General features: G+C 66.2%; 17 protein-coding genes. 10 read left to right on the top strand and 7 right to left on the bottom strand.

Features of this window, described 5'->3' with window-relative positions; genetic code table 11:
- Nucleotides 1–60 precede the first annotated feature (60 nt).
- The 3 genes from NP552_RS12925 to NP552_RS12915 are packed head-to-tail and all read left to right on the top strand — an operon-like array spanning nucleotide 61 to nucleotide 2859.
- Nucleotides 61–987 (top strand): LysR family transcriptional regulator ArgP, encoded by a 927-nt coding sequence (locus tag NP552_RS12925; protein WP_058540891.1) that lies wholly within the window; start codon nucleotides 61–63, stop codon nucleotides 985–987.
- Nucleotides 988–999: 12 nt separating this feature from the next.
- On the top strand, nucleotides 1000–1995 hold the full coding sequence (locus NP552_RS12920) for an NAD-dependent epimerase/dehydratase family protein (protein ID WP_058540892.1): 996 nt from the start codon (nucleotides 1000–1002) through the stop codon (nucleotides 1993–1995).
- 39 nt (nucleotides 1996–2034) lie between these two features.
- Entirely contained in the window at nucleotides 2035–2859 is an 825-nt protein-coding gene (locus NP552_RS12915; protein ID WP_058540893.1) for a hypothetical protein, read from the top strand.
- Nucleotides 2860–2968: 109 nt separating this feature from the next.
- Here NP552_RS12915 and NP552_RS12910 read toward each other — a convergent pair whose 3' ends face one another.
- Genes NP552_RS12910 through NP552_RS12900 form a run of 3 tightly spaced genes read right to left on the bottom strand, consistent with a single transcriptional unit; the run spans nucleotide 2969 to nucleotide 5524 of the window.
- Complete coding sequence (locus tag NP552_RS12910; RefSeq protein WP_043862109.1) at nucleotides 2969–4018, bottom strand: alkene reductase; 1050 nt, start codon at nucleotides 4016–4018, stop codon at nucleotides 2969–2971.
- A gap of 20 nt (nucleotides 4019–4038) precedes the next feature.
- Nucleotides 4039–5208: an MFS transporter gene (locus NP552_RS12905; RefSeq protein ID WP_210014209.1), complete on the bottom strand. Its 1170-nt coding sequence runs from the start codon at nucleotides 5206–5208 to the stop codon at nucleotides 4039–4041.
- Nucleotides 5209–5221: 13 nt separating this feature from the next.
- Nucleotides 5222–5524 carry an ArsR/SmtB family transcription factor gene (locus NP552_RS12900; RefSeq protein WP_043862111.1) on the bottom strand — a complete coding sequence of 101 codons (303 nt, stop codon included), beginning with the start codon at nucleotides 5522–5524 and terminating at the stop codon, nucleotides 5222–5224.
- A 159-nt stretch (nucleotides 5525–5683) separates the two neighbouring features.
- Between NP552_RS12900 and NP552_RS12895 the strand changes: the two genes are divergently transcribed.
- Nucleotides 5684–6274, top strand: coding sequence for an acyl carrier protein phosphodiesterase (locus tag NP552_RS12895; protein ID WP_043862112.1), 591 nt, complete (start codon nucleotides 5684–5686; stop codon nucleotides 6272–6274).
- Here NP552_RS12895 and NP552_RS12890 read toward each other — a convergent pair.
- Both NP552_RS12890 and olsB read right to left on the bottom strand, forming a co-directional pair.
- Complete coding sequence (locus tag NP552_RS12890; protein ID WP_196932593.1) at nucleotides 6250–7035, bottom strand: lysophospholipid acyltransferase family protein; 786 nt, start codon at nucleotides 7033–7035, stop codon at nucleotides 6250–6252. The two genes, NP552_RS12895 and NP552_RS12890, sit on opposite strands and share 25 nt — an antisense overlap.
- On the bottom strand, nucleotides 7035–7790 hold the full coding sequence (gene olsB / locus NP552_RS12885) for an L-ornithine N(alpha)-acyltransferase (RefSeq protein WP_043862114.1): 756 nt from the start codon (nucleotides 7788–7790) through the stop codon (nucleotides 7035–7037). Before olsB ends, NP552_RS12890 begins: the two co-directional genes overlap by 1 nt.
- Nucleotides 7791–7923: 133 nt before the next feature.
- On the opposite strand from olsB, the gene NP552_RS12880 reads away from it, so the two are divergent.
- The 4 genes from NP552_RS12880 (at nucleotide 7924) to NP552_RS12865 (ending at nucleotide 11274) form a co-directional block, all read left to right on the top strand.
- Nucleotides 7924–8817, top strand: coding sequence for an acyl-CoA dehydrogenase family protein (locus tag NP552_RS12880; RefSeq protein WP_210014210.1), 894 nt, complete (start codon nucleotides 7924–7926; stop codon nucleotides 8815–8817).
- A gap of 93 nt (nucleotides 8818–8910) precedes the next feature.
- A complete protein-coding gene (locus tag NP552_RS12875) occupies nucleotides 8911–9492 on the top strand; it encodes a YceI family protein (protein WP_043862116.1) in 582 nt (193 codons plus the stop codon).
- Between the two features lies 1 nt (nucleotide 9493).
- Complete coding sequence (locus NP552_RS12870) at nucleotides 9494–10651, top strand: phospholipase D-like domain-containing protein (protein WP_054914815.1); 1158 nt, start codon at nucleotides 9494–9496, stop codon at nucleotides 10649–10651.
- Nucleotides 10652–10692: 41 nt separating this feature from the next.
- A complete protein-coding gene (locus tag NP552_RS12865; protein ID WP_043862118.1) occupies nucleotides 10693–11274 on the top strand; it encodes a DJ-1/PfpI family protein in 582 nt (193 codons plus the stop codon).
- 125 nt (nucleotides 11275–11399) lie between these two features.
- On the opposite strand, the gene NP552_RS12860 is transcribed toward NP552_RS12865, so the two are convergent.
- Nucleotides 11400–12923 carry a fumarate hydratase gene (locus tag NP552_RS12860; RefSeq protein ID WP_043862119.1) on the bottom strand — a complete coding sequence of 508 codons (1524 nt, stop codon included), beginning with the start codon at nucleotides 12921–12923 and terminating at the stop codon, nucleotides 11400–11402.
- Nucleotides 12924–13206: 283 nt separating this feature from the next.
- On the opposite strand from NP552_RS12860, the gene NP552_RS12855 reads away from it, so the two are divergent.
- The gene (locus NP552_RS12855) at nucleotides 13207–14319 is read left to right on the top strand and encodes a GGDEF domain-containing protein (RefSeq protein ID WP_054914813.1); all 1113 of its coding nucleotides are present in this window, start codon (nucleotides 13207–13209) and stop codon (nucleotides 14317–14319) included.
- Nucleotides 14312–15238, top strand: a complete 927-nt coding sequence (locus NP552_RS12850) for an iron-sulfur-binding ferredoxin reductase (protein ID WP_274096796.1) — start codon at nucleotides 14312–14314, stop codon at nucleotides 15236–15238. The genes NP552_RS12855 and NP552_RS12850 overlap by 8 nt, the downstream gene beginning before the upstream one ends.
- Nucleotides 15239–15775: 537 nt before the next feature.
- On the opposite strand, the gene pyk is transcribed toward NP552_RS12850, so the two are convergent.
- Complete coding sequence (gene pyk / locus NP552_RS12845) at nucleotides 15776–17227, bottom strand: pyruvate kinase (protein ID WP_043862122.1); 1452 nt, start codon at nucleotides 17225–17227, stop codon at nucleotides 15776–15778.
- Between the last annotated feature and the right edge of the window lie 92 nt (nucleotides 17228–17319).

Below are 17319 nucleotides of genomic sequence, written 5' to 3'. Positions count from 1 at the left end.
TGTGCGGGCAGTGGGCGTATAAGAAAAACCAATAAACCTCATCCGGCATTAGGGAAACTGATGTTCGACTACAAGTTGCTTTCCGCCCTGGCGGCGGTGATCGAGCAGGGCGGTTTCGAGCGGGGCGCACAGTTGCTCGGGCTGTCGCAATCGGCCATTTCGCAACGCATCAAGCTGCTGGAGGCGCGCGTTGGCCAGCCGGTGCTGGTACGCGCCGCGCCGCCAGCGCCCACCGAGATCGGCAAGCGCCTGCTCAACCATGTACAGCAGGTGCGCCTGCTCGAGCGCGACCTGCAGCATCAGGTGCCGGCGCTGGACGATGGCGGCCAGCCCGAGCGTCTGCGGGTAGCGCTCAACGCCGACAGCCTGGCCACCTGGTGGGCGGCGGCGGTCGGGGCGTTCTGTGCGCAGGAGCGGGTGCTGCTGGAGCTGGTGGTGGAAGACCAGGAGGTGGGCCTCAAGCGCATGCGCGCCGGCGAAGTGGCGGCCTGCCTGTGCGCCAGCGAGCGACCGGTTGCCGGGGCGCGCAGCGAGCTGCTCGGCGCCATGCGCTACCGTGCGCTGGCCAGCCCCGACTTCATGGCGCGCCACTTTCCCCAGGGGGTAGAGGTGGCGCGTCTGGCCCGCACCCCGGCCGTGGTGTTCGGCCCGGACGATTTTCTGCAGCATCGCTACCTGGCGTCGCTGGGTATCGATGGTGCATTCCTGCATCACCTGTGCCCGTCTTCGGAGGGCTTTCTGCGCATGACCGAGGCCGGCGTGGGTTGGGGCCTGGTGCCCGAATTGCAGGCCCAGGCGCAACTGGCCAGCGGGCAACTGGTGGAAATTCTGGCGGATAAGCCGATCGATGTGCCGCTGTACTGGCATCATTGGCGCAATGGCGGGCAATTGCTCGGCCAACTCACCGACCACCTGCGGCGCAGCGCCAGCAGCTGGTTGGTGCCGTGGTCGGGTTTGCCGGCGTCTGCATCATCTGCAAACAAGTAGGCGGAGTGCTTCATGCGAATTCTGGTCACCGGCGCAAGCGGCTTCATTGGCGGGCGCTTTGCACGCTTTGCCCTGGAGCAGGGCATGGAGGTACGGGTCAATGGCCGGCGGGCCGAAGGCGTCGAGCACCTGGTGCGCCGCGGCGCCCAGTTCATTCCGGGGGACCTGGGCGACCCGGAGCTGGCCCGGCGGGTCTGCCAAGGCGTCGAAACCGTGGTGCACTGCGCCGGTGCGGTGGGCAACTGGGGACGCTACCAGGACTTTCACCAGGGCAACGTGGTGGTCACCGAGAACGTGGTGGAGGCGTGCCTGAAGGAACACGTTCGTCGCCTGGTGCACCTGTCCTCGCCGTCGATCTACTGGAACGGGCGCTCGCGCCTGGGGGTGACCGAAGAGCAGGTGCCGCGGCGCCTGCACGATGCCTACGCGACCACCAAGTACCTGGCCGAGCAGAAGGTTTTCGGTGCCCAGGAGTTCGGCCTGGAAGTGCTGGCCCTGCGCCCGCGCTTCGTCACCGGGGCAGGGGATGTGAGCATCTTCCCGCGCCTGCTCAAGATGCAGCAGAAACGCCGTCTGGCGATCATCGGCAACGGCTTGAACAAGGTCGACTTCACCAGCGTGCAGAACCTCAACGAGGCGCTGATCAACGCGGTGCTGGCCGGCAACGACGCGCTCGGGCAGGCCTACAACATCAGCAACGGCCACCCGCTGCCGCTGTGGGACGTGATCAATTACGTGATGCGGCGCATGGACCTGCCCCAGGTCACGCGCTACCGCTCCAGTGGCCTGGCCTACAGCCTGGGCGCGCTGAACGAGGGGGCCTGCCTGCTGTGGCCGGGCCGTCCGCAACCGACCCTGTCGCGCCTGGCGGTGCAGGTGATGAACAAGGATTTCACCCTGGACATCAGCCGCGCCCGCCAGCAACTGGACTACCGCCCGCAGGTCAGCCTGTGGGCGGCGCTGGATGAATTCTGCGGCTGGTGGAAGGCCCAGCACGGCGGCCACTGACTTATACTGGCGCTCATTTGCACTCACGGCGGTTGATCCATGCGCAACGATGCTCACGACGATTTCGATGATGTACCCAGCCTCAAGGCCGGCGGTCGCGATGATGACGACTTTGCCCCGGCGCCAGGTGCACGGGTGGCCGCCGTGCGCGGCAAACCGCGCAAGCCGGCGGCCACCGGGCCGTTGTGGGCGCTGGTGGGCGCTTCGTTCATCGCCCTGGCCGGGCTTGGCTGGTGGAGCTTCCAGCAGATTTCGCTGATGGAGCAGCAACTGGTGGCCACCCAGGAAAGCTTTGCGCGCATCAGTGAAGAAGCTGCCGGGCGCCTGCAGGACATCAGCGGCAAGGTGGCGGCCAGCGAGTCGAGCGTCAGCACCGGCAGCGAGGCACTGAAGCTGCAGATAAAGCAGTTGCAGGCCAGCCTCGCCGAGCAGAGCAAGCAGCAGCAGGGCGTAGCCGGGCAGCAGGGTGACCTGGGCAAGCGGCTGGAGCAGGCCCTGGCGCAGGTTGGCGAGCAGCAGGCGACCAATGCCCAGTTGCAGGCGCAACTCAAGGCCGTGGCCACGGAGCTGGCGGCGGTGAAGGCGGCGCAGGCTGATACCGGCAAGGTCGATGCGCAGCTCAAGAGCCTGTCGACGGAGATTGCCGCATTGAAGAAGCAGGGGGATCCGGGGGCGGCGATCCAGCGCCTGGAACAGGACCTGATCGTGCTCAAGAGCGAGCAGGAGAATCGCCCGGCGGCGGCTGCCGGGGCGGGTGCCTCGACGGCGGAGTTCGATGCGTTTCGCGGGCAGGTGACCCGCAACATCACCACCTTGCAGAGCCAGGTGCAGAACCTGCAACGGCAGATCAACGCCAAGCCCTGATCCGCTGTGAAGCTATCGCGGGTCAAGCCCGCTCCCACCGGTACAGTGGCTGTCTGCACACAACCGATACCCTTGTGGGAGCGGGCTTGACCCGCGAAAGAGCCGACGCTTACATCACCGGGTAATCGATGTACCCGACCGGGCCCTTGGAGTAGAACGTGTCAGGCCGTGGCTCGTTCAGCGGTGCATCCGCTTGCAGCCGTGCCGGCAGGTCGGGGTTGGCAATGAACGGCACGCCGAAGGCCACCGCATCGGCCGTGCCGTTGGCAATGGCAGCATTCGCACTGGCCTTGTCGAAGCGTTCGTTGGCGATGTACGGCCCGCCAAACGCCTCTTTGAGCAACGGCCCGATGCTGTCTTCGGCCACTCGCTCACGCGCACAGATGAAGGCGATGCCACGTTTGCCGAGCTCCCGCGCCACGTAGGTGAACGTCTCGGTCAGGTTGGCATCGCCCATGTCGTGCAGGTCGGCCCGTGGCGACAGGTGCACGCCTACGCGTTGCGCGCCCCACACGTCGATGAGCGCATCGGTCGCTTCCAGCAGCAGCCGTGCACGGTTCTCCAGCGAGCCACCGTACTCGTCGGTGCGCTGGTTGGTGCTGCTCTGCAGGAACTGGTCGATCAGGTAGCCGTTGGCCGCATGCAGCTCCACACCGTCGAAGCCGGCCGCCTTGGCGTTCTCGGCACCGACGCGGTAGGCCTCGATGATGTCGGCGATTTCCTCGGTTTCCAGCGCGCGCGGGGTGACGAATTCGGTGATCGGGCGCACCAGGCTCACATGCCCCTTGGGCTGCACCGCGCTCGGCGCAACCGGCGTTTCGCCGTTCAGGTACAGCGGGTGCGAAATGCGTCCCACGTGCCACAGTTGCAGGAAGATGCGCCCGCCAGCACCGTGCAGCGCTTTGGTCACGTTGGTCCAGCCACGCACCTGGTCGTTGCTCCAGATGCCCGGTGTGTCGGGGTAGCCCACGCCCAGCGGGGTCACCGAGGTGGCCTCGCTGAGAATCAGCCCGGCGCTGGCGCGCTGTACGTAGTACTCGGCCATCAGCGCGTTGGGTACGCGGCCTTCGTCGGCCCGGCAGCGGGTCAGCGGGGCCATGATGATGCGGTTGGGCAACTCGAGGTCGCCAAGGGTGATCGGGTCGAATAGCGTTGTCATGTGCGTGAACCTCGTGGCAATCAGTGAGTGGCAGGTGCCAGGTCGGCGTTGTTGCCGCCCTGGCTGAATGTGATAAGGGTGACAATCAGGGCCAGCACGGCCAGCGCCGCTGCCGCCAGGGGCACGCGGGTCAGGCCCAGGCCCTGGTCGATCACGGTGCCGCCGACCCAGGCGCCCAGCGCATTGCCCAGGTTGAAGGCACCGATGTTCAGGGTCGACACCAGGTTCGGTGCCGCCCTGCCGAAGCTCACCACGTTGACCTGCAGGGCCGGCACGGCGGCGAACGCGGCGGTGGCCCAGAGGAACAGGGTGATCTCGGCCGGAATCAGCGCGGTACTGGTCCAGCTCAGCGCGGTGGAGATGACCGCCATGGCGGCGAACACGCCCATCAGGGTGGCGGCCAGGCGACGATCGGCCAGCTTGCCGCCCAGGATGTTGCCCAGGGTCAGGCCCAGGCCGATCAACAGCAGGGTCCAGGTCACGCCGCGCGGCGACACGCCGGTGACATCACCCAGCAACGGCGCCACATAGGTGAACAGGGCGAACATCGAGGCCGAGAACAGCACGGTCATCGACAGCGACAGCCAGATGCCGGCGCCCTTGAGCGCAGCCAGCTCGGCACGCATGTCGAGTTTCTCTTCGTCGCGCTTGATCGGCAGGAAGCGGATCAGGCCGATCAGCGCGATCACGCCGATCACGGTCACTGCCCAGAACGTCGAGCGCCAGCCGTACACCTGGCCCAGCGCGGTACCCAGTGGCACGCCCAGCACGTTGGCCAGGGTCAGGCCGGTGAACATCAGCGCCACGGCTGAAGCGCGGCGGTTGGCCGGAACCAGGTTGGCCGCCACCACCGAACCGATGCCGAAGAAGGCGCCGTGGCACAGCGCGGTGATCACGCGGGCAAACATCAGCACGTTGTAGTCGGTGGCCAGGGCGCACAGCAGGTTGCCGATGATGAATACCCCCATCAGCGCCACCAGTGCTGCCTTGCGCGGCAGCCGGGCGGTGGCCAGGGCCATGAACGGCGCGCCGATGGCCACGCCCAGCGCGTAGCCGGTCACCAGCCAGCCGGCACCGGGGATCGACACACCCAGGTCGCTTGCCACATCCGGCAGCAGGCCCATGATGACGAACTCGGTGGTACCGATGGCGAAGGCGCTCAGCGCCAGGATCAACAGCGAAAGGGGCATTGCAAGGTCCTTGTCAGAGCTCTTGGCTCATCTGCTGGAGGAAGGCCTGGATGGTTTCCTCGTTGCGTTTGAAGAAGTGCCACTGGCCAATCTTCTGGCTGCTGATCAGCCCCGCGCGCTGCAAGGTGGCCAGGTGGGCCGAGACCGTGGACTGCGACAGGCCGCAGCGTTGGTCGATCTGCCCGGCGCACACACCGTGTTCGGTGCTGTGGTGCTGGTCAGGGAAGCAGGCTTGCGGGTCTTTCAACCAGTTCAGGATTTCTCGCCGTACTGGGTGGGCCAGGGCTTTTATTATTTCGTCGAGATCAAGAGGCATGGGTGGGCTCGTGGTGGGTATAGCGTTATATCGCGATGGGGCGAAATATAAATCGGTATTTCGCGATATACAAATATGATTTGGTTCTGTCGTGCGCATGAATCGCTATATCGGGTTATAACGATATTCAAGCGGGCAAGCGGTGCTAGACTGCGGCCTATGAACTACCTCGCACACCTTCACCTGGGCGGCCAGCAGCCCGAACAACTGCTCGGCAGCCTGTACGGCGACTTCGTCAAGGGGCCGTTGCAGGGGCGCTTTGCCCAGCCGCTGGAAGCCGCCATCCGCCTGCACCGCCAGATCGACGTGTACACCGACAGCCACCCGCGGGTACTGGCGGCGCTGGCGCGTTTTCCGCGTGAGCGGCGCCGTTATGCCGGGATCATCCTCGATGTGTTTTTCGACCACTGCCTGGCGCTGCACTGGCACGACTATGCCCGGCAGCCGCTGAGCCAGTTCACCGGGCGCGTGTACCAGGTGCTGGCGGCCGAGCCCGAGCTGCCCGGGCGCCTGGCGCAGATTGCGCCGTACATGGCGGCGGACGACTGGTTGGGCTCGTACCGCGAGTTCGCGGTGCTTGAACAGGTGTTCAACGGTATCGCCCGGCGCCTGTCACGCCCCGAGGGTATGGCAGGCGCGATGCAGGAGGTACAGGCGCTGTACGGCCCGCTGATGGAAGACTTTCGCCACTTCTACCCCGAACTGCAGGGCTTTGCGGCCGACGCTCAGGCCGCCTTGGCGCGGCGCTGAGGCTGGGCCACCGGCTGGGCGCCGAACAACGCCGTGTGGATCGCCAACTGGGCATTGAACGCCAGTGACGCACGTTCCTGGCCGGCGCTCTGGATGGGTGCCAGCAGGTGGATCTGCACCTCGCCACAGTCGTGGGCAAACAGGCGCAGCAGGTGCGAGAGCAGGTCGTCATCGCCCACGAACGGCGCGATGGGGTCGGGCTTGCCGCCCCGCAGGTAGCGCACGGCCACCGGTTGCACGGGCGTGGCGGTGTCGATTGCGCTGGCCAGCAGGCGCCCGTGGAAGGTGCGCAGGCTGCGCCCGTCGGTAGTGGTGCCTTCGGGGAAGATCAGCACCGGGCAGGCCTGTTGCAGGTGCCGCGCGATCTGCTGGCGCAGCAACTGGCTGTCGCCGCCACCGCGGCGGATGAACAGGGTGCCGGCCTTGAGCGCGAGCCAGCCGGCTACCGGCCACTGGCGCACCTCGGCCTTGGACAGGAACGACATCGGCGCGAGCATGCCCAGCAGCGGAATGTCGGTCCACGACACGTGGTTGCTGACCCACAGCATCGGTTGCTGCGGGCGGTTGCCGATCACCGTGACCTTGAACGGCAAGGCCCGGGCAAGCCGGGCCATGAACAGTTGCGACCAGCGCTGGCGGCGGTCGTCGGGAGTACTCAGGTGCAGGCGCTCGTACAGGCTGAACAGGCTGGCCATGCCCAGCCCGAACAGCACCACCAGCAGCACCCGGACGATTCGCGCATACACGCGCAGGCGTTGCATCACACCGCCGCCTTGAAGTGGCGGGCGTAGCGTGGGCACAGCTCGTCGCGCTTGAGCAGGATGAACACGTCGGCCACCTGGAAGTCTTCGTCCCAGCACGGCTCGCCGCAGATCTTGGCGCCCAGGCGCATGTAGGCCTTGAGCAGCGGCGGCATCTCGGCGATGACGTTGCCGGGCAGTGCCAGGCTGGGCAGCGGGTTCTTCGGTTCGGCGCGCAGGTGCTCGGTGCACAGGTAGCGCTCGCGCAGGCGTTGCATGATCGCGTGGGCCTGCACGCCGCCGTCCTGCATGGGGATGCTGGCGCACCCCATCAGGTAGCTGTAGCGGCCCTCGTTGAGTACCTCGGCAAGCTCGCCCCACAGCACCGCGATGGTGCCGCCGTTGCGGTAGGCCGGGTCGACGCAGGTGCGCCCCAGTTCAAGGATGGGACCCTGCAGATGGCCCAGGCCATGCAGGCTGAACTCCTCTTCGCTGTAGAAGCGCCCCAGGCTGCTGGCGGCCTGGTGGTCGAGCAGGCGGGTGGTGGCCACCAGGTGCCCGCTGTTGAGGTCGCGTACGCCGATGTGCTGGCAGTGGATGTCGTAGTCGTCCATGTCCAGCCCGTGTTCGGCGCCTTTGAGCCTGGCCTTGAATTCGCTGCTGAACACGCGAAAGCGCAATGCCTGGGCTTCGTGCAGCGCGGCGGGGCCGACCAGGCGCTCGGCCTGCAGACGGCGTTCGTTACGGGTGTCGCCAGGGCATGCAGTCAGGGTCATTGCGAGTCTCCATAAGCCAGCCATGGGGTTGCGGCCGGTCGACTATGTTGTGCAAGCTCAGCCTAGGTAGACGCGGTGTCACCCCCATGAAGCTTTGGTGATGCTTGTATGACAGCCCTCAAGGAGCACGCCGATGGCCTGGCTGCAGCGACTCAACGACCCCATTCCGCCCTTGGCAACCGATAACCTGGGCGACACCTACGCCAGCCTGCTGGAGCAGCTCGGCACGGTCAGCCCGTTCGAGCTGGCAGTGCTGGGCGGGCAAGCCATGCCGACCCCGGGGCTGGCGTTTCTGGTGGGCTACCAGGCCGCCTTGCGCGTGCTGTGGCCCAGCGCCCCGGCGGGCCTCGGCGCCCTGTGTGCGAGTGAGCGGCGCAGCGTGCGCGCCGCCGACATGGGCATGCGCCTGGCGCTCGACACGCTGCGCCTGAGCGGCAGCAAGGACTTCGTCACCGCCGGGCCGGACGCCGACTGGCTGCTGGTGGCGGCGCGCTGCGAAGCACCGGGCCAGGCGCCTCGGCTGAGCCTGGCGGTGGTGTACCCGGGGGAGCCCGGTGTGCGCGTGGAGCCCTTGCCGAGCCTGCCGTTGATGCCTGAGGTCGGGCATGCCCGCCTGCACCTTGAACAGGCCCTGTGCGAACGCCTGGCCGGTGACGGCTGGGACGCCTACGTCAAGCCGTTCCGCTCGCTGGAAGACCTGTACGTGCTGAGCGCCCTGAGCGCCTGGCTGTACGGGGTAGGCCGCGCCAATGCCTGGCCGCAGGGGCTTTTGCTGCGCCTGATCGGGCTGCTGGCCGGGTGTGCCGAAGGCAGCCGGCAATGCGCCGATTCGGCGGCGTTCCACCTGTTGCTGGGCGGCCTGTTCGCGCAGTTCTCGCAACTGAGCGGCGAGCTCGACCAGGCGCTGACGAGCACGCCGGGGCCCTGGGCCGAGCTGTGGCAGCGCGACCAGGGCATTCTGCAGATCGCCAGCGCGGCGCGGGCCAGGCGCCTGGCCAAGGCATGGGCCGGCAGCGGGCTGGCCTGAGGTTGCCGGGCTGCCCGCATGGCCACAGGCTGTCGCTTGCTGCCGTGCGGGCAGGCGGGTAATGTTGGCGGCTTTACGCTTTCAGGAACCTGCATGTTCAGCCTGCCCCGAATCGCTCTCGCCCTGCTGGCCCTGGCGAGCCTGCCTGCCCAGGCCAACTGGCACCTGGACGGCGAATCGTCGCGCCTGTCGTTCATCACCAGCAAGAACGGCAACGTGTCCGAGGTGCATCGCTTTCTGGTGCTGCATGGCAAGGTCGATCGCAAGGGTGCGGCCGAGCTGCAGATCGAGATGGACTCGGTCAGCAGCGGCATCCCGCTGCGTGACGAGCGCATGCGCAACGACCTGTTCGAGGTGGCCAAATACCCCGACGCGACCATCCAGGCGCAGATCGACCTGCGTCCGATCAACGACCTGGCCAATGGTGCCCAGGTCGAACTGCGCCTGCCGGTGACCGTCAACCTGCACGGCAAGACCCACAGCTACAACGCGCAGCTGCTCGCCACCCGGCTCGACGAGCGGCGTTTCCAGGTGGTGACCCTGGAGCCGCTGGTACTGAGCGCCGATCACTTCGACCTGCTGCCCGGCCTCAAGACGTTGCAGAAGCTCGCCGGGCTGCAGTCGATCAACCTGTCGGTGCCGGTGGGTGCGGTACTGATCTTCACGGCGCGCTGAAATGGCCGGGCCGGTGTTTCCATGGCGTGCCGGCAACCAGTTCGAACTGCTGATCGACGGCCCGCAGTTCTTCCCGCGCATGCTGCAGACGATCATGGGTGCCGAGCACCAGGTCGACCTGGAGCTGTACCTGGTCGAGGCCGGGGCGTGTGCCGAGGCCATGGTGCAGGCGCTGGTGCAGGCCGCCGAGCGCGGCGTGCGGGTACGCTGCCTGTTCGATGACTACGGCTCGCTGGCCTTTACCTTGAGCCTGCGTCAGCGCCTGCTGGGCGCCGGCGTTGAGTTGCGCTGGTACAACCGCCTGCGTTGGCGCCGGGGGCTGCGCAACCTGTACCGCGACCACCGCAAGCTGCTGCTGGTGGACCAGGCCTGGGCGGTGGTCGGCGGCACCGGGGTCACCGACCAGTTCTGGACACCGGGCGAGCCGGTCAGCGAATGGCACGAGGTGATGGTGCAGATGCAGGGGCCGCTGGTGGCCGACTGGCAGATGCTGTTCGATCGCCAGTGGCGTTCCAACCTGCGCCGCACCGCGTGGCGCCCACCCACCCATTTCGGCCTGGCGCACCTGCCGCGGGTGCCGGTTGCAGGCCCGGGCCTGGGCCGGGTGGCCTATGCCGACGCCCGCCAGCACCGCGACATCCTGCAGTCGCTGGTGCGCGCGCTGATCAGCGGCAAGCGTCGTATCTGGCTGGCCACGCCGTATTTTCTGCCCACCTGGAAGGTGCGCCGGGCTTTGCGCCGCGCGGCCGCGCTGGGCATCGATGTGCGCCTGCTGCTGACCGGCCCGCGTACCGACCATCCTTCGGTACGCTATGCCGGTCATCGCTATTACCCGCGCCTGCTGCGGGCAGGGGTGAAGATATTCGAATACCAGCCATGCTTCCTGCACCTGAAGATGGTGCTGGTGGACGACTGGGTGAGCATTGGCTCATGCAATTTCGACCACTGGAACCTGCGTTTCAACCTTGAGGCCAACGTCGAGGCCATCGACCCGCAACTGACCGCCGACGTGGTGGCGAGCTTCGAGCGCGACTTTGCCCTGAGCCGCCAGGTCGACCTGGACGACTGGCAGGCGCGGCCGCTGTGGCGGCGTGTGAAACAGCGTATCTGGGGCTGGCTGGACCGGGTAGTGGTCAACCTGCTGGACCGGCGCGACTGAGGTTCTTTTGATTTTCCCCCGCATCAGAAGGAGTTGACGAAATGGCAGCGAAAAAGATTCTCATGCTGGTCGGCGATTACGTCGAAGACTATGAAGTGATGGTGCCGTTCCAGGCGCTGCAGATGGTTGGCCACACGGTCCATGCGGTGTGCCCGGGCAAGTCGGCCGGGCAGTCGGTACGTACCGCCATCCATGACTTCGAGGGCGACCAGACCTACAGCGAGAAGCCGGGGCACAACTTTGGCCTGAACTTCGATTTCGCCCAGGTGCGTGCCGAAGACTACGACGCGCTGGTGATTCCGGGCGGGCGTGCGCCGGAGTACCTGCGCCTGAATGAAGAGGTGCTGCAACTGGTGCGCGCCATCGACCAGGCGGGCAAGCCGATTGCGGCGGTGTGCCATGGAGCGCAACTGCTGGCGGCGGCCGGGGTGCTGGAGGGGCGCGAGTGCAGTGCGTACCCGGCGTGTGCGCCGGAGGTGCGCCTGGCGGGTGGGCGTTACGTCGAGATCGAGGTGACGGCGGCGCATGTGCAGGGCAACCTGGCCAGTGCGCCGGCCTGGCCTGCGCACCCGGCGTGGCTGGCGGGGTTCCTGGGGTTGCTGGGTACGCGCATTACCCTCTGAAAGCCTTCGCTGGCGTGCCGGCGAAGAGGCCGGTACAGGCAACAAAAAAGCGGCAAGGGATCACTCCCTTGCCGCTTTCAGCTTTCAGCTTTCAGCTTTCAGCTTTCAGCTTGTAGCGCTGGCGCTTACTTCACTTCCACTGCCAGGCTTTGCGCGATCTTGCTCTGCCACAGCGCAGGCCCGGTGATGTGCACCGACTCGCCATTGCTGTCGACCGCAACGGTCACCGGCATGTCTTTCACGTCGAACTCGTAGATCGCTTCCATCCCCAGTTCGGCAAATGCCAGCACCTTGGATTTCTTGATCGCCTGAGCCACCAGGTAGGCAGCGCCACCCACGGCCATCAGGTACACGGCCTTGTTGTCCTTGATCGCGTCGATGGCGGTCGGGCCGCGCTCGGACTTGCCGATCATGCCCAGCAGGCCGGTCTGCTCGAGGATCTGACGGGTGAACTTGTCCATCCGCGTTGCGGTGGTCGGGCCTGCCGGGCCAACCACTTCTTCGCGCACCGGATCAACCGGGCCGACGTAGTAGATGAAGCGGCCCTTGAGGTCCACCGGCAGCTCTTCGCCACGGTTGAGCATCTCGACCATGCGCTTGTGCGCGGCGTCGCGGCCGGTCAGCATCTTGCCGTTGAGCAGGATGGTCTCGCCCGGCTTCCAGCTCTGCACGTCTTCCGGGGTCAGGGTGTCGAGGTTGACGCGACGGGCCGACGGGCCGGCTTCCCAGACGATTTCCGGGTAGGCGTCCAGCGACGGTGCTTCCAGCTCTGCAGGGCCGGAACCATCGAGCACGAAGTGCGCGTGACGGGTGGCTGCGCAGTTGGGGATCATGCACACCGGCAACGAGGCCGCGTGGGTCGGGTAGTCCATGATCTTGACGTCGAGCACGGTGGTCAGGCCGCCCAGGCCCTGGGCGCCGATGCCCAGCTGGTTGACCTTCTCGAACAGTTCCAGGCGGATCTCTTCGATGCGGTTCTGCGGGCCACGGGCCTTGAGCTCGTGGATGTCGATGGACTCCATCAACACTTCCTTGGCCATCACCGCGGCCTTCTCGGCAGTACCGCCGATACCGATGCCGAGCATGCCCGGCGGGCACCAGCCGGCGCCCATGGTCGGAACGGTCTTGAGCACCCAGTCGACGATCGAGTCGGACGGGTTGAGCATGGCCATCTTCGACTTGTTTTCCGAACCGCCGCCCTTGGCCGCGACATCCACCTCGACCTTGTCGCCAGGGACGATCGAGTAGTGGATCACGGCCGGGGTGTTGTCCTTGGTGTTCTTGCGGGCACCTGCCGGGTCGGCCAGGATCGAGGCGCGCAGCACGTTCTCGGGCAGGTTGTAGGCGCGACGCACGCCTTCGTTGATCATGTCGTCCAGGCTCATGGTCGCGCCATCCCAGCGCACGTCCATGCCGACGCGCACGAACACGGTGACGATACCGGTGTCCTGGCAGATCGGCCGGTGGCCGGTGGCGCACATGCGCGAGTTGATCAGGATCTGCGCGATGGAGTCGCGCGCAGCCGGCGACTCTTCACGCAGGTAGGCCTCGTGCATGGCCTGGATGAAATCGACGGGGTGGTAGTACGAAATGAACTGCAGGGCGTCGGCAACGCTCTGAATCAGGTCGTCTTGCTTGATCACGGTCATGCAGCGCGCTCCTCTTAAAGACGGGAACATTCATTAAGGTATCGCGACGTTCACGGGCCGAGGCGTCGCAATGACCTTTCAAGGCGCGCCGACACGCAGTGGCCGACGCAAAAAGGCGCGGCAGTATAGCGCGCATCGCCTGCCGGTACACGCGCCAGTGCGGCCAACCATGGTCGCCTGCTGCCAGGCACTGTTTTTGCGTGGCAATTATTTCGAACACGTCCTACAGTACCGACTGCCCCCCGTCACAACCGCTGCCGCTCGGCTGCCTGGTGAGTCACCCGTGACCGAAACCGCTCTGCAAAAGCTTCTTCTCAAGCGTTTCCTGCTGGCTGCCGGCAGTTACCTGCTGGTGCTGCTGCTGGCCTGGGTCGCCGTGCTGGGCGGGCATGTGCAGGCGCCGGTGCCGGTCATCGGCGCGAGCAGTGTGCTGCTGGTGCTCAACCTGGCGTGGCTGGGCTGGGTGTTTGCCAGTGGCGTCAACCTGCGCTGGCGCGACCCCAGCCTCACGGAGTTCCAGGTGCTGCTGGCAGCGGCCTGGCAAACCTGGCTGCTGGCCAACCTGGACCAGGCCCGTGGCACCTTCCTGGTGCTGTACCCGTTGATCCTGATGTTCGGCCTGTTCCACCTCAACGGCCGTTCGTTCACCCGCTGCGCGCTGGTGGTGTTGTGCAGCTTTCTCGGCCTGAACCTGTGGGAGTGGGGCAACGGGCGCCTGTCGGACCCGGCGCTGGCGGCGTTGCAGGTATGCACGCTGTTCGTGGTGCTGTGCTGGTTGTGCCTGTATGCCCGCTACGTGCAGGCCTCGCGCCAGCGCATGCGCCAGCGCCGCATCGCCCTGCAGGCGCACCAGGACACCCTGCGCGGCATGATGGGGCAACTGGAGGAACTGGTGGCCACCGACGAGCTGACCGGCCTGTTCAACCGCCGGCATTTTCTGCGCCTGGCCAGCGATGCCCTGGCCAGCATGCCCATGGGGAGCCGGCATGGCCTGGCGCTGATCGACCTGGACCATTTCAAGCGCATCAACGACGCCCACGGGCATGCGGTCGGCGACCGGGTACTGCAGGCCTTTGCCCAGGTTGCCAGCGAGCACCTGTGCGACGCCGCGGTGCTGGCCCGCTATGGCGGCGAGGAGTTCGTGCTGCTGTTGCCCGATTGCACGGCCCAGGCCCTGGAACATTGCTGCGAGCGTCTGCGTCAGGCCTTCGGTGCGTTGCCCTCGGCGGCGATGCAGGGGCAGGTGGGGCCCTTGAGCCTGTCGGTCGGCATGACCCTGCTGACAGCCGAGGATGACCTGGACAATGCATTGCACCGTGCCGACCAGGCGCTGTACCGCGCCAAGCGCAGTGGCCGAAATCGCTGTGTGCCGGCCTGGGAGGTGGTGGATGCCTGAGTTGTGCGTAGGTGAGCGCAGTTGGCAGGTGGCCGAGGGCAGCAACCTGCTGGATGCGCTGAACGAGGCTGGCGTGGGCGTGCCCTACAGCTGCCGGGCGGGGAGCTGCCATGCTTGCCTGGTGCGCTGTCTGGCGGGTGTGCCGGGCGATGCCAGGCCCGATGCGCTGAGCGAAGGCAAGCGCCTGGAGGGCTGGCGGCTGGCCTGCCAGTGTCGGGTCGAGAGTGACCTGCAGGTAGCGGTGTTCGACCCGGTGCGCGATGGGGCGCCGGCGCGGGTCGTCGCGCTGGACTGGCTGGGCGCGCAGGTGCTGCGCCTGCGCCTGCAACCGGACAGGCCGTTGCGGTATCAGGCGGGGCAGCATCTGGTGCTGTGGAGCGCGCAAGGTGTTGCGCGACCGTATTCGCTGGCCAGCGTGCCGGGCGAGGATGAATGGCTTGAATTTCACCTGGATTGCCGGCATGCCGGGGCGTTCTGCAGCGCGGCGCGGGGGTTGCAGGTGGGCGACCTGGTGCGCCTGGGGGAGTTGCGCGGTGGCGCGCTGCATTACGATCCGGACTGGCAGGCCCGGCCGTTGTGGCTGCTGGCGGCGGGTTCCGGGCTGGCGCCACTGTGGGGGATTGTGCGCGAGGCGCTGCGTCAGGAGCATCAGGGGGCGATCAGGGTGGTGCATGTGGCGAGCGAGGCGGGTGGGCATTACCTGCAGCGGGAGCTGGATGAACTGGCGCGGCGGCACCCGCAGATGGAGGTGCAGTTGCTGATACCGGAGGAGTTGGGGCCGATGCGTCTGGCATCGCGTCAGACGATTGCGCTGGCTTGTGGCTCTGCGTCGAGTGTGGAGCGGTTTGCGCGTGGGATGTTTCTGGCGGGGTTGCCGCGTAATCAGCTGTTTGCGGATGTGTTCGTGGGGCATGCCTGAGCTTCTGTTCCCACAAGGAGGTACTGCAGGCTCCTGCGGCGTTTGCGCTGGCCTTGGCTCTGGCTCTTGATCTTGATCTGCTTTTGATTTTGATCTTCCGTCCCCCAGAAGGCCGAGTGGAGGTGTCGTGCAGGGGGCGGGGCGAAGCCCCTTCGGCGTTAGCCGAAGCGAGCGACTGTTAGAGTTGCTTGCAACTCGGGTCGCGTGCCCCCGGAGCGGCGCCGGAGGGAGGGGCCCCGTAGCGAAGCGTAGGGCCTGATGATGGACGGAGCGGTTTTGCTTACTTTTTCCAAGAAAAAAGTAAGCCGCTGTAAGAGCGGAAGGGGCCCTCGGCGTCTGTATTCATGTTGGATATGCTCGCTGTCATTGGAACCACTGATCCAGAGTTGAGAGATTATCCATCCTGGATGGCGACTCCACTCGGCCTTCTGAAGGGCCGGCAGATCAAAGCCAGCTCAAGATCACCGGCACCGGCGTATCGGCACCCATAAAAAAGCCCCGCCATCAAGGCGGGGCTCTAGTGACAACCGGTCAACTTCAGACCAACGGATCCCCGACATGCAGAATCTTCATGCCATTGGTGCCACCGATGGTGTGGTAGCTGTCACCCTTGGTCAGGATGACCCAGTCACCTTGCTCGACCACGCCACGCTTGAGCAGCTCGTCCACCGCCGCCTGGCTGACTTGCTCCGGCGCCAGCGCCGCAGGGTCGAACGGTACGGTGTACACGCCACGGAACATCGCAACCCGCGCCTGGGTCTCGCGGTGCGGCGAGAAGGCGAAGATCGGGATCGACGAACGAATACGCGACATGATCAGCGGGGTGTAGCCACTCTCGGTCAAGGCAATGATCGCCTTCACGCCCGGGAAGTGGTTGGCGGTGTACATGGCCGCCAGCGCGATGCTCTCGTCGCAACGGCTGAACTGCGTGCCCATGCGGTGGCTGGAGGTCTTGCTGGTAGGGTGCTTCTCGGCGCCCAGGCAGATCCGCGCCATGGCCTGTACCGCCTCGAGCGGGTAGGCACCGGCAGCACTCTCAGCCGACAGCATTACCGCGTCGGTGTAGTCGAGCACGGCGTTGGCCACGTCGGACACTTCGGCACGGGTCGGCATCGGGTTCTGGATCATCGACTCCATCATCTGGGTCGCGGTGATCACCGCCTTGTTGTGGCGGCGTGCATGCAGAATGATCTTCTTCTGTATGCCCACCAGCTCGGCGTCGCCGATTTCCACACCCAGGTCACCACGGGCCACCATCACTGCATCACTGGCGCGAATCAGGCCGTCGAGGGTCTCGTCGTCGGCCACGGCTTCGGCACGTTCGATCTTGGCCACCAGCCAGGCAGTACCACCGGACTCGTCACGCAGGCGACGGGCGTATTCCATGTCGCTGGCATCACGCGGGAACGACACGGCCAGGTAGTCCAGGTCCATCTCGGCCGCCAGCTTGATATCGGCCTTGTCTTTCTCGGTCAGGGCCGGGGCGGTCAGGCCGCCGCCGCGACGGTTGATGCCCTTGTGGTCCGACAGCGGGCCGCCGATCAGCACCACGCAGTGCAGGGCGTCGGCGCTGGCGGTTTCGACGCGCATGACCACGCGGCCGTCGTCGAGCAGCAGTTCGTCACCCACGCCGCAGTCCTTGACCAGGTCCGGGTAGTCGATGCCGACGATATCCTGGGTGCCTTCGGTGAGCGGGTGAGCCGTGGAGAAGGTGAAGCGGTCGCCGACCTTGAGTTCGATTCGCTTGTTGGCAAACTTGGCAATGCGGATCTTCGGCCCTTGCAGGTCGCCCAGCAGCGCGACGTGGCGGCCATGCTTGGCGGCGATGTCACGGATCATGCGGGCGCGAGCCTTGTGCTCGTCCGGGGTGCCGTGCGAGAAGTTCAAGCGAGCGACGTCCAGACCCGCAAGGATCAGTTGCTCGATAACTTCCGGCGAGTTGCTGGCGGGGCCAAGGGTGGCGACAATTTTGGTGCGGCGGATGGTCATGCACAGACTCCTGTAGTGAAGCGCAGCGAAAGGCTACTCCGGAAAATCGCTGTAGTCATTGTTCCTTTGCACTACCTTGGTGGGAGGAGGAG

It is taken from the genome of Pseudomonas sp. 8209, assembly GCF_028682105.1.
GTDB lineage: Bacteria > Pseudomonadota > Gammaproteobacteria > Pseudomonadales > Pseudomonadaceae > Aquipseudomonas > Aquipseudomonas palmensis.
This window is presented reverse-complemented; position numbering and strand designations above follow the sequence as displayed.

Coding starts and splice junctions, on each gene's coding strand:
- NP552_RS12925 (WP_058540891.1), top strand. CDS start 61: ATGTTCGACTACAAGTTGCTTTCCGCCCTGGCGGCGGTGATCGAGCAG.
- NP552_RS12920 (WP_058540892.1), top strand. CDS start 1,000: ATGCGAATTCTGGTCACCGGCGCAAGCGGCTTCATTGGCGGGCGCTTT.
- NP552_RS12915 (WP_058540893.1), top strand. CDS start 2,035: ATGCGCAACGATGCTCACGACGATTTCGATGATGTACCCAGCCTCAAG.
- NP552_RS12910 (WP_043862109.1), bottom strand. CDS start 4,018: ATGACAACGCTATTCGACCCGATCACCCTTGGCGACCTCGAGTTGCCC.
- NP552_RS12905 (WP_210014209.1), bottom strand. CDS start 5,208: ATGCCCCTTTCGCTGTTGATCCTGGCGCTGAGCGCCTTCGCCATCGGT.
- NP552_RS12900 (WP_043862111.1), bottom strand. CDS start 5,524: ATGCCTCTTGATCTCGACGAAATAATAAAAGCCCTGGCCCACCCAGTA.
- NP552_RS12895 (WP_043862112.1), top strand. CDS start 5,684: ATGAACTACCTCGCACACCTTCACCTGGGCGGCCAGCAGCCCGAACAA.
- NP552_RS12890 (WP_196932593.1), bottom strand. CDS start 7,035: ATGCAACGCCTGCGCGTGTATGCGCGAATCGTCCGGGTGCTGCTGGTG.
- olsB (WP_043862114.1), bottom strand. CDS start 7,790: ATGACCCTGACTGCATGCCCTGGCGACACCCGTAACGAACGCCGTCTG.
- NP552_RS12880 (WP_210014210.1), top strand. CDS start 7,924: ATGGCCTGGCTGCAGCGACTCAACGACCCCATTCCGCCCTTGGCAACC.
- NP552_RS12875 (WP_043862116.1), top strand. CDS start 8,911: ATGTTCAGCCTGCCCCGAATCGCTCTCGCCCTGCTGGCCCTGGCGAGC.
- NP552_RS12870 (WP_054914815.1), top strand. CDS start 9,494: ATGGCCGGGCCGGTGTTTCCATGGCGTGCCGGCAACCAGTTCGAACTG.
- NP552_RS12865 (WP_043862118.1), top strand. CDS start 10,693: ATGGCAGCGAAAAAGATTCTCATGCTGGTCGGCGATTACGTCGAAGAC.
- NP552_RS12860 (WP_043862119.1), bottom strand. CDS start 12,923: ATGACCGTGATCAAGCAAGACGACCTGATTCAGAGCGTTGCCGACGCC.
- NP552_RS12850 (WP_274096796.1), top strand. CDS start 14,312: ATGCCTGAGTTGTGCGTAGGTGAGCGCAGTTGGCAGGTGGCCGAGGGC.
- pyk (WP_043862122.1), bottom strand. CDS start 17,227: ATGACCATCCGCCGCACCAAAATTGTCGCCACCCTTGGCCCCGCCAGC.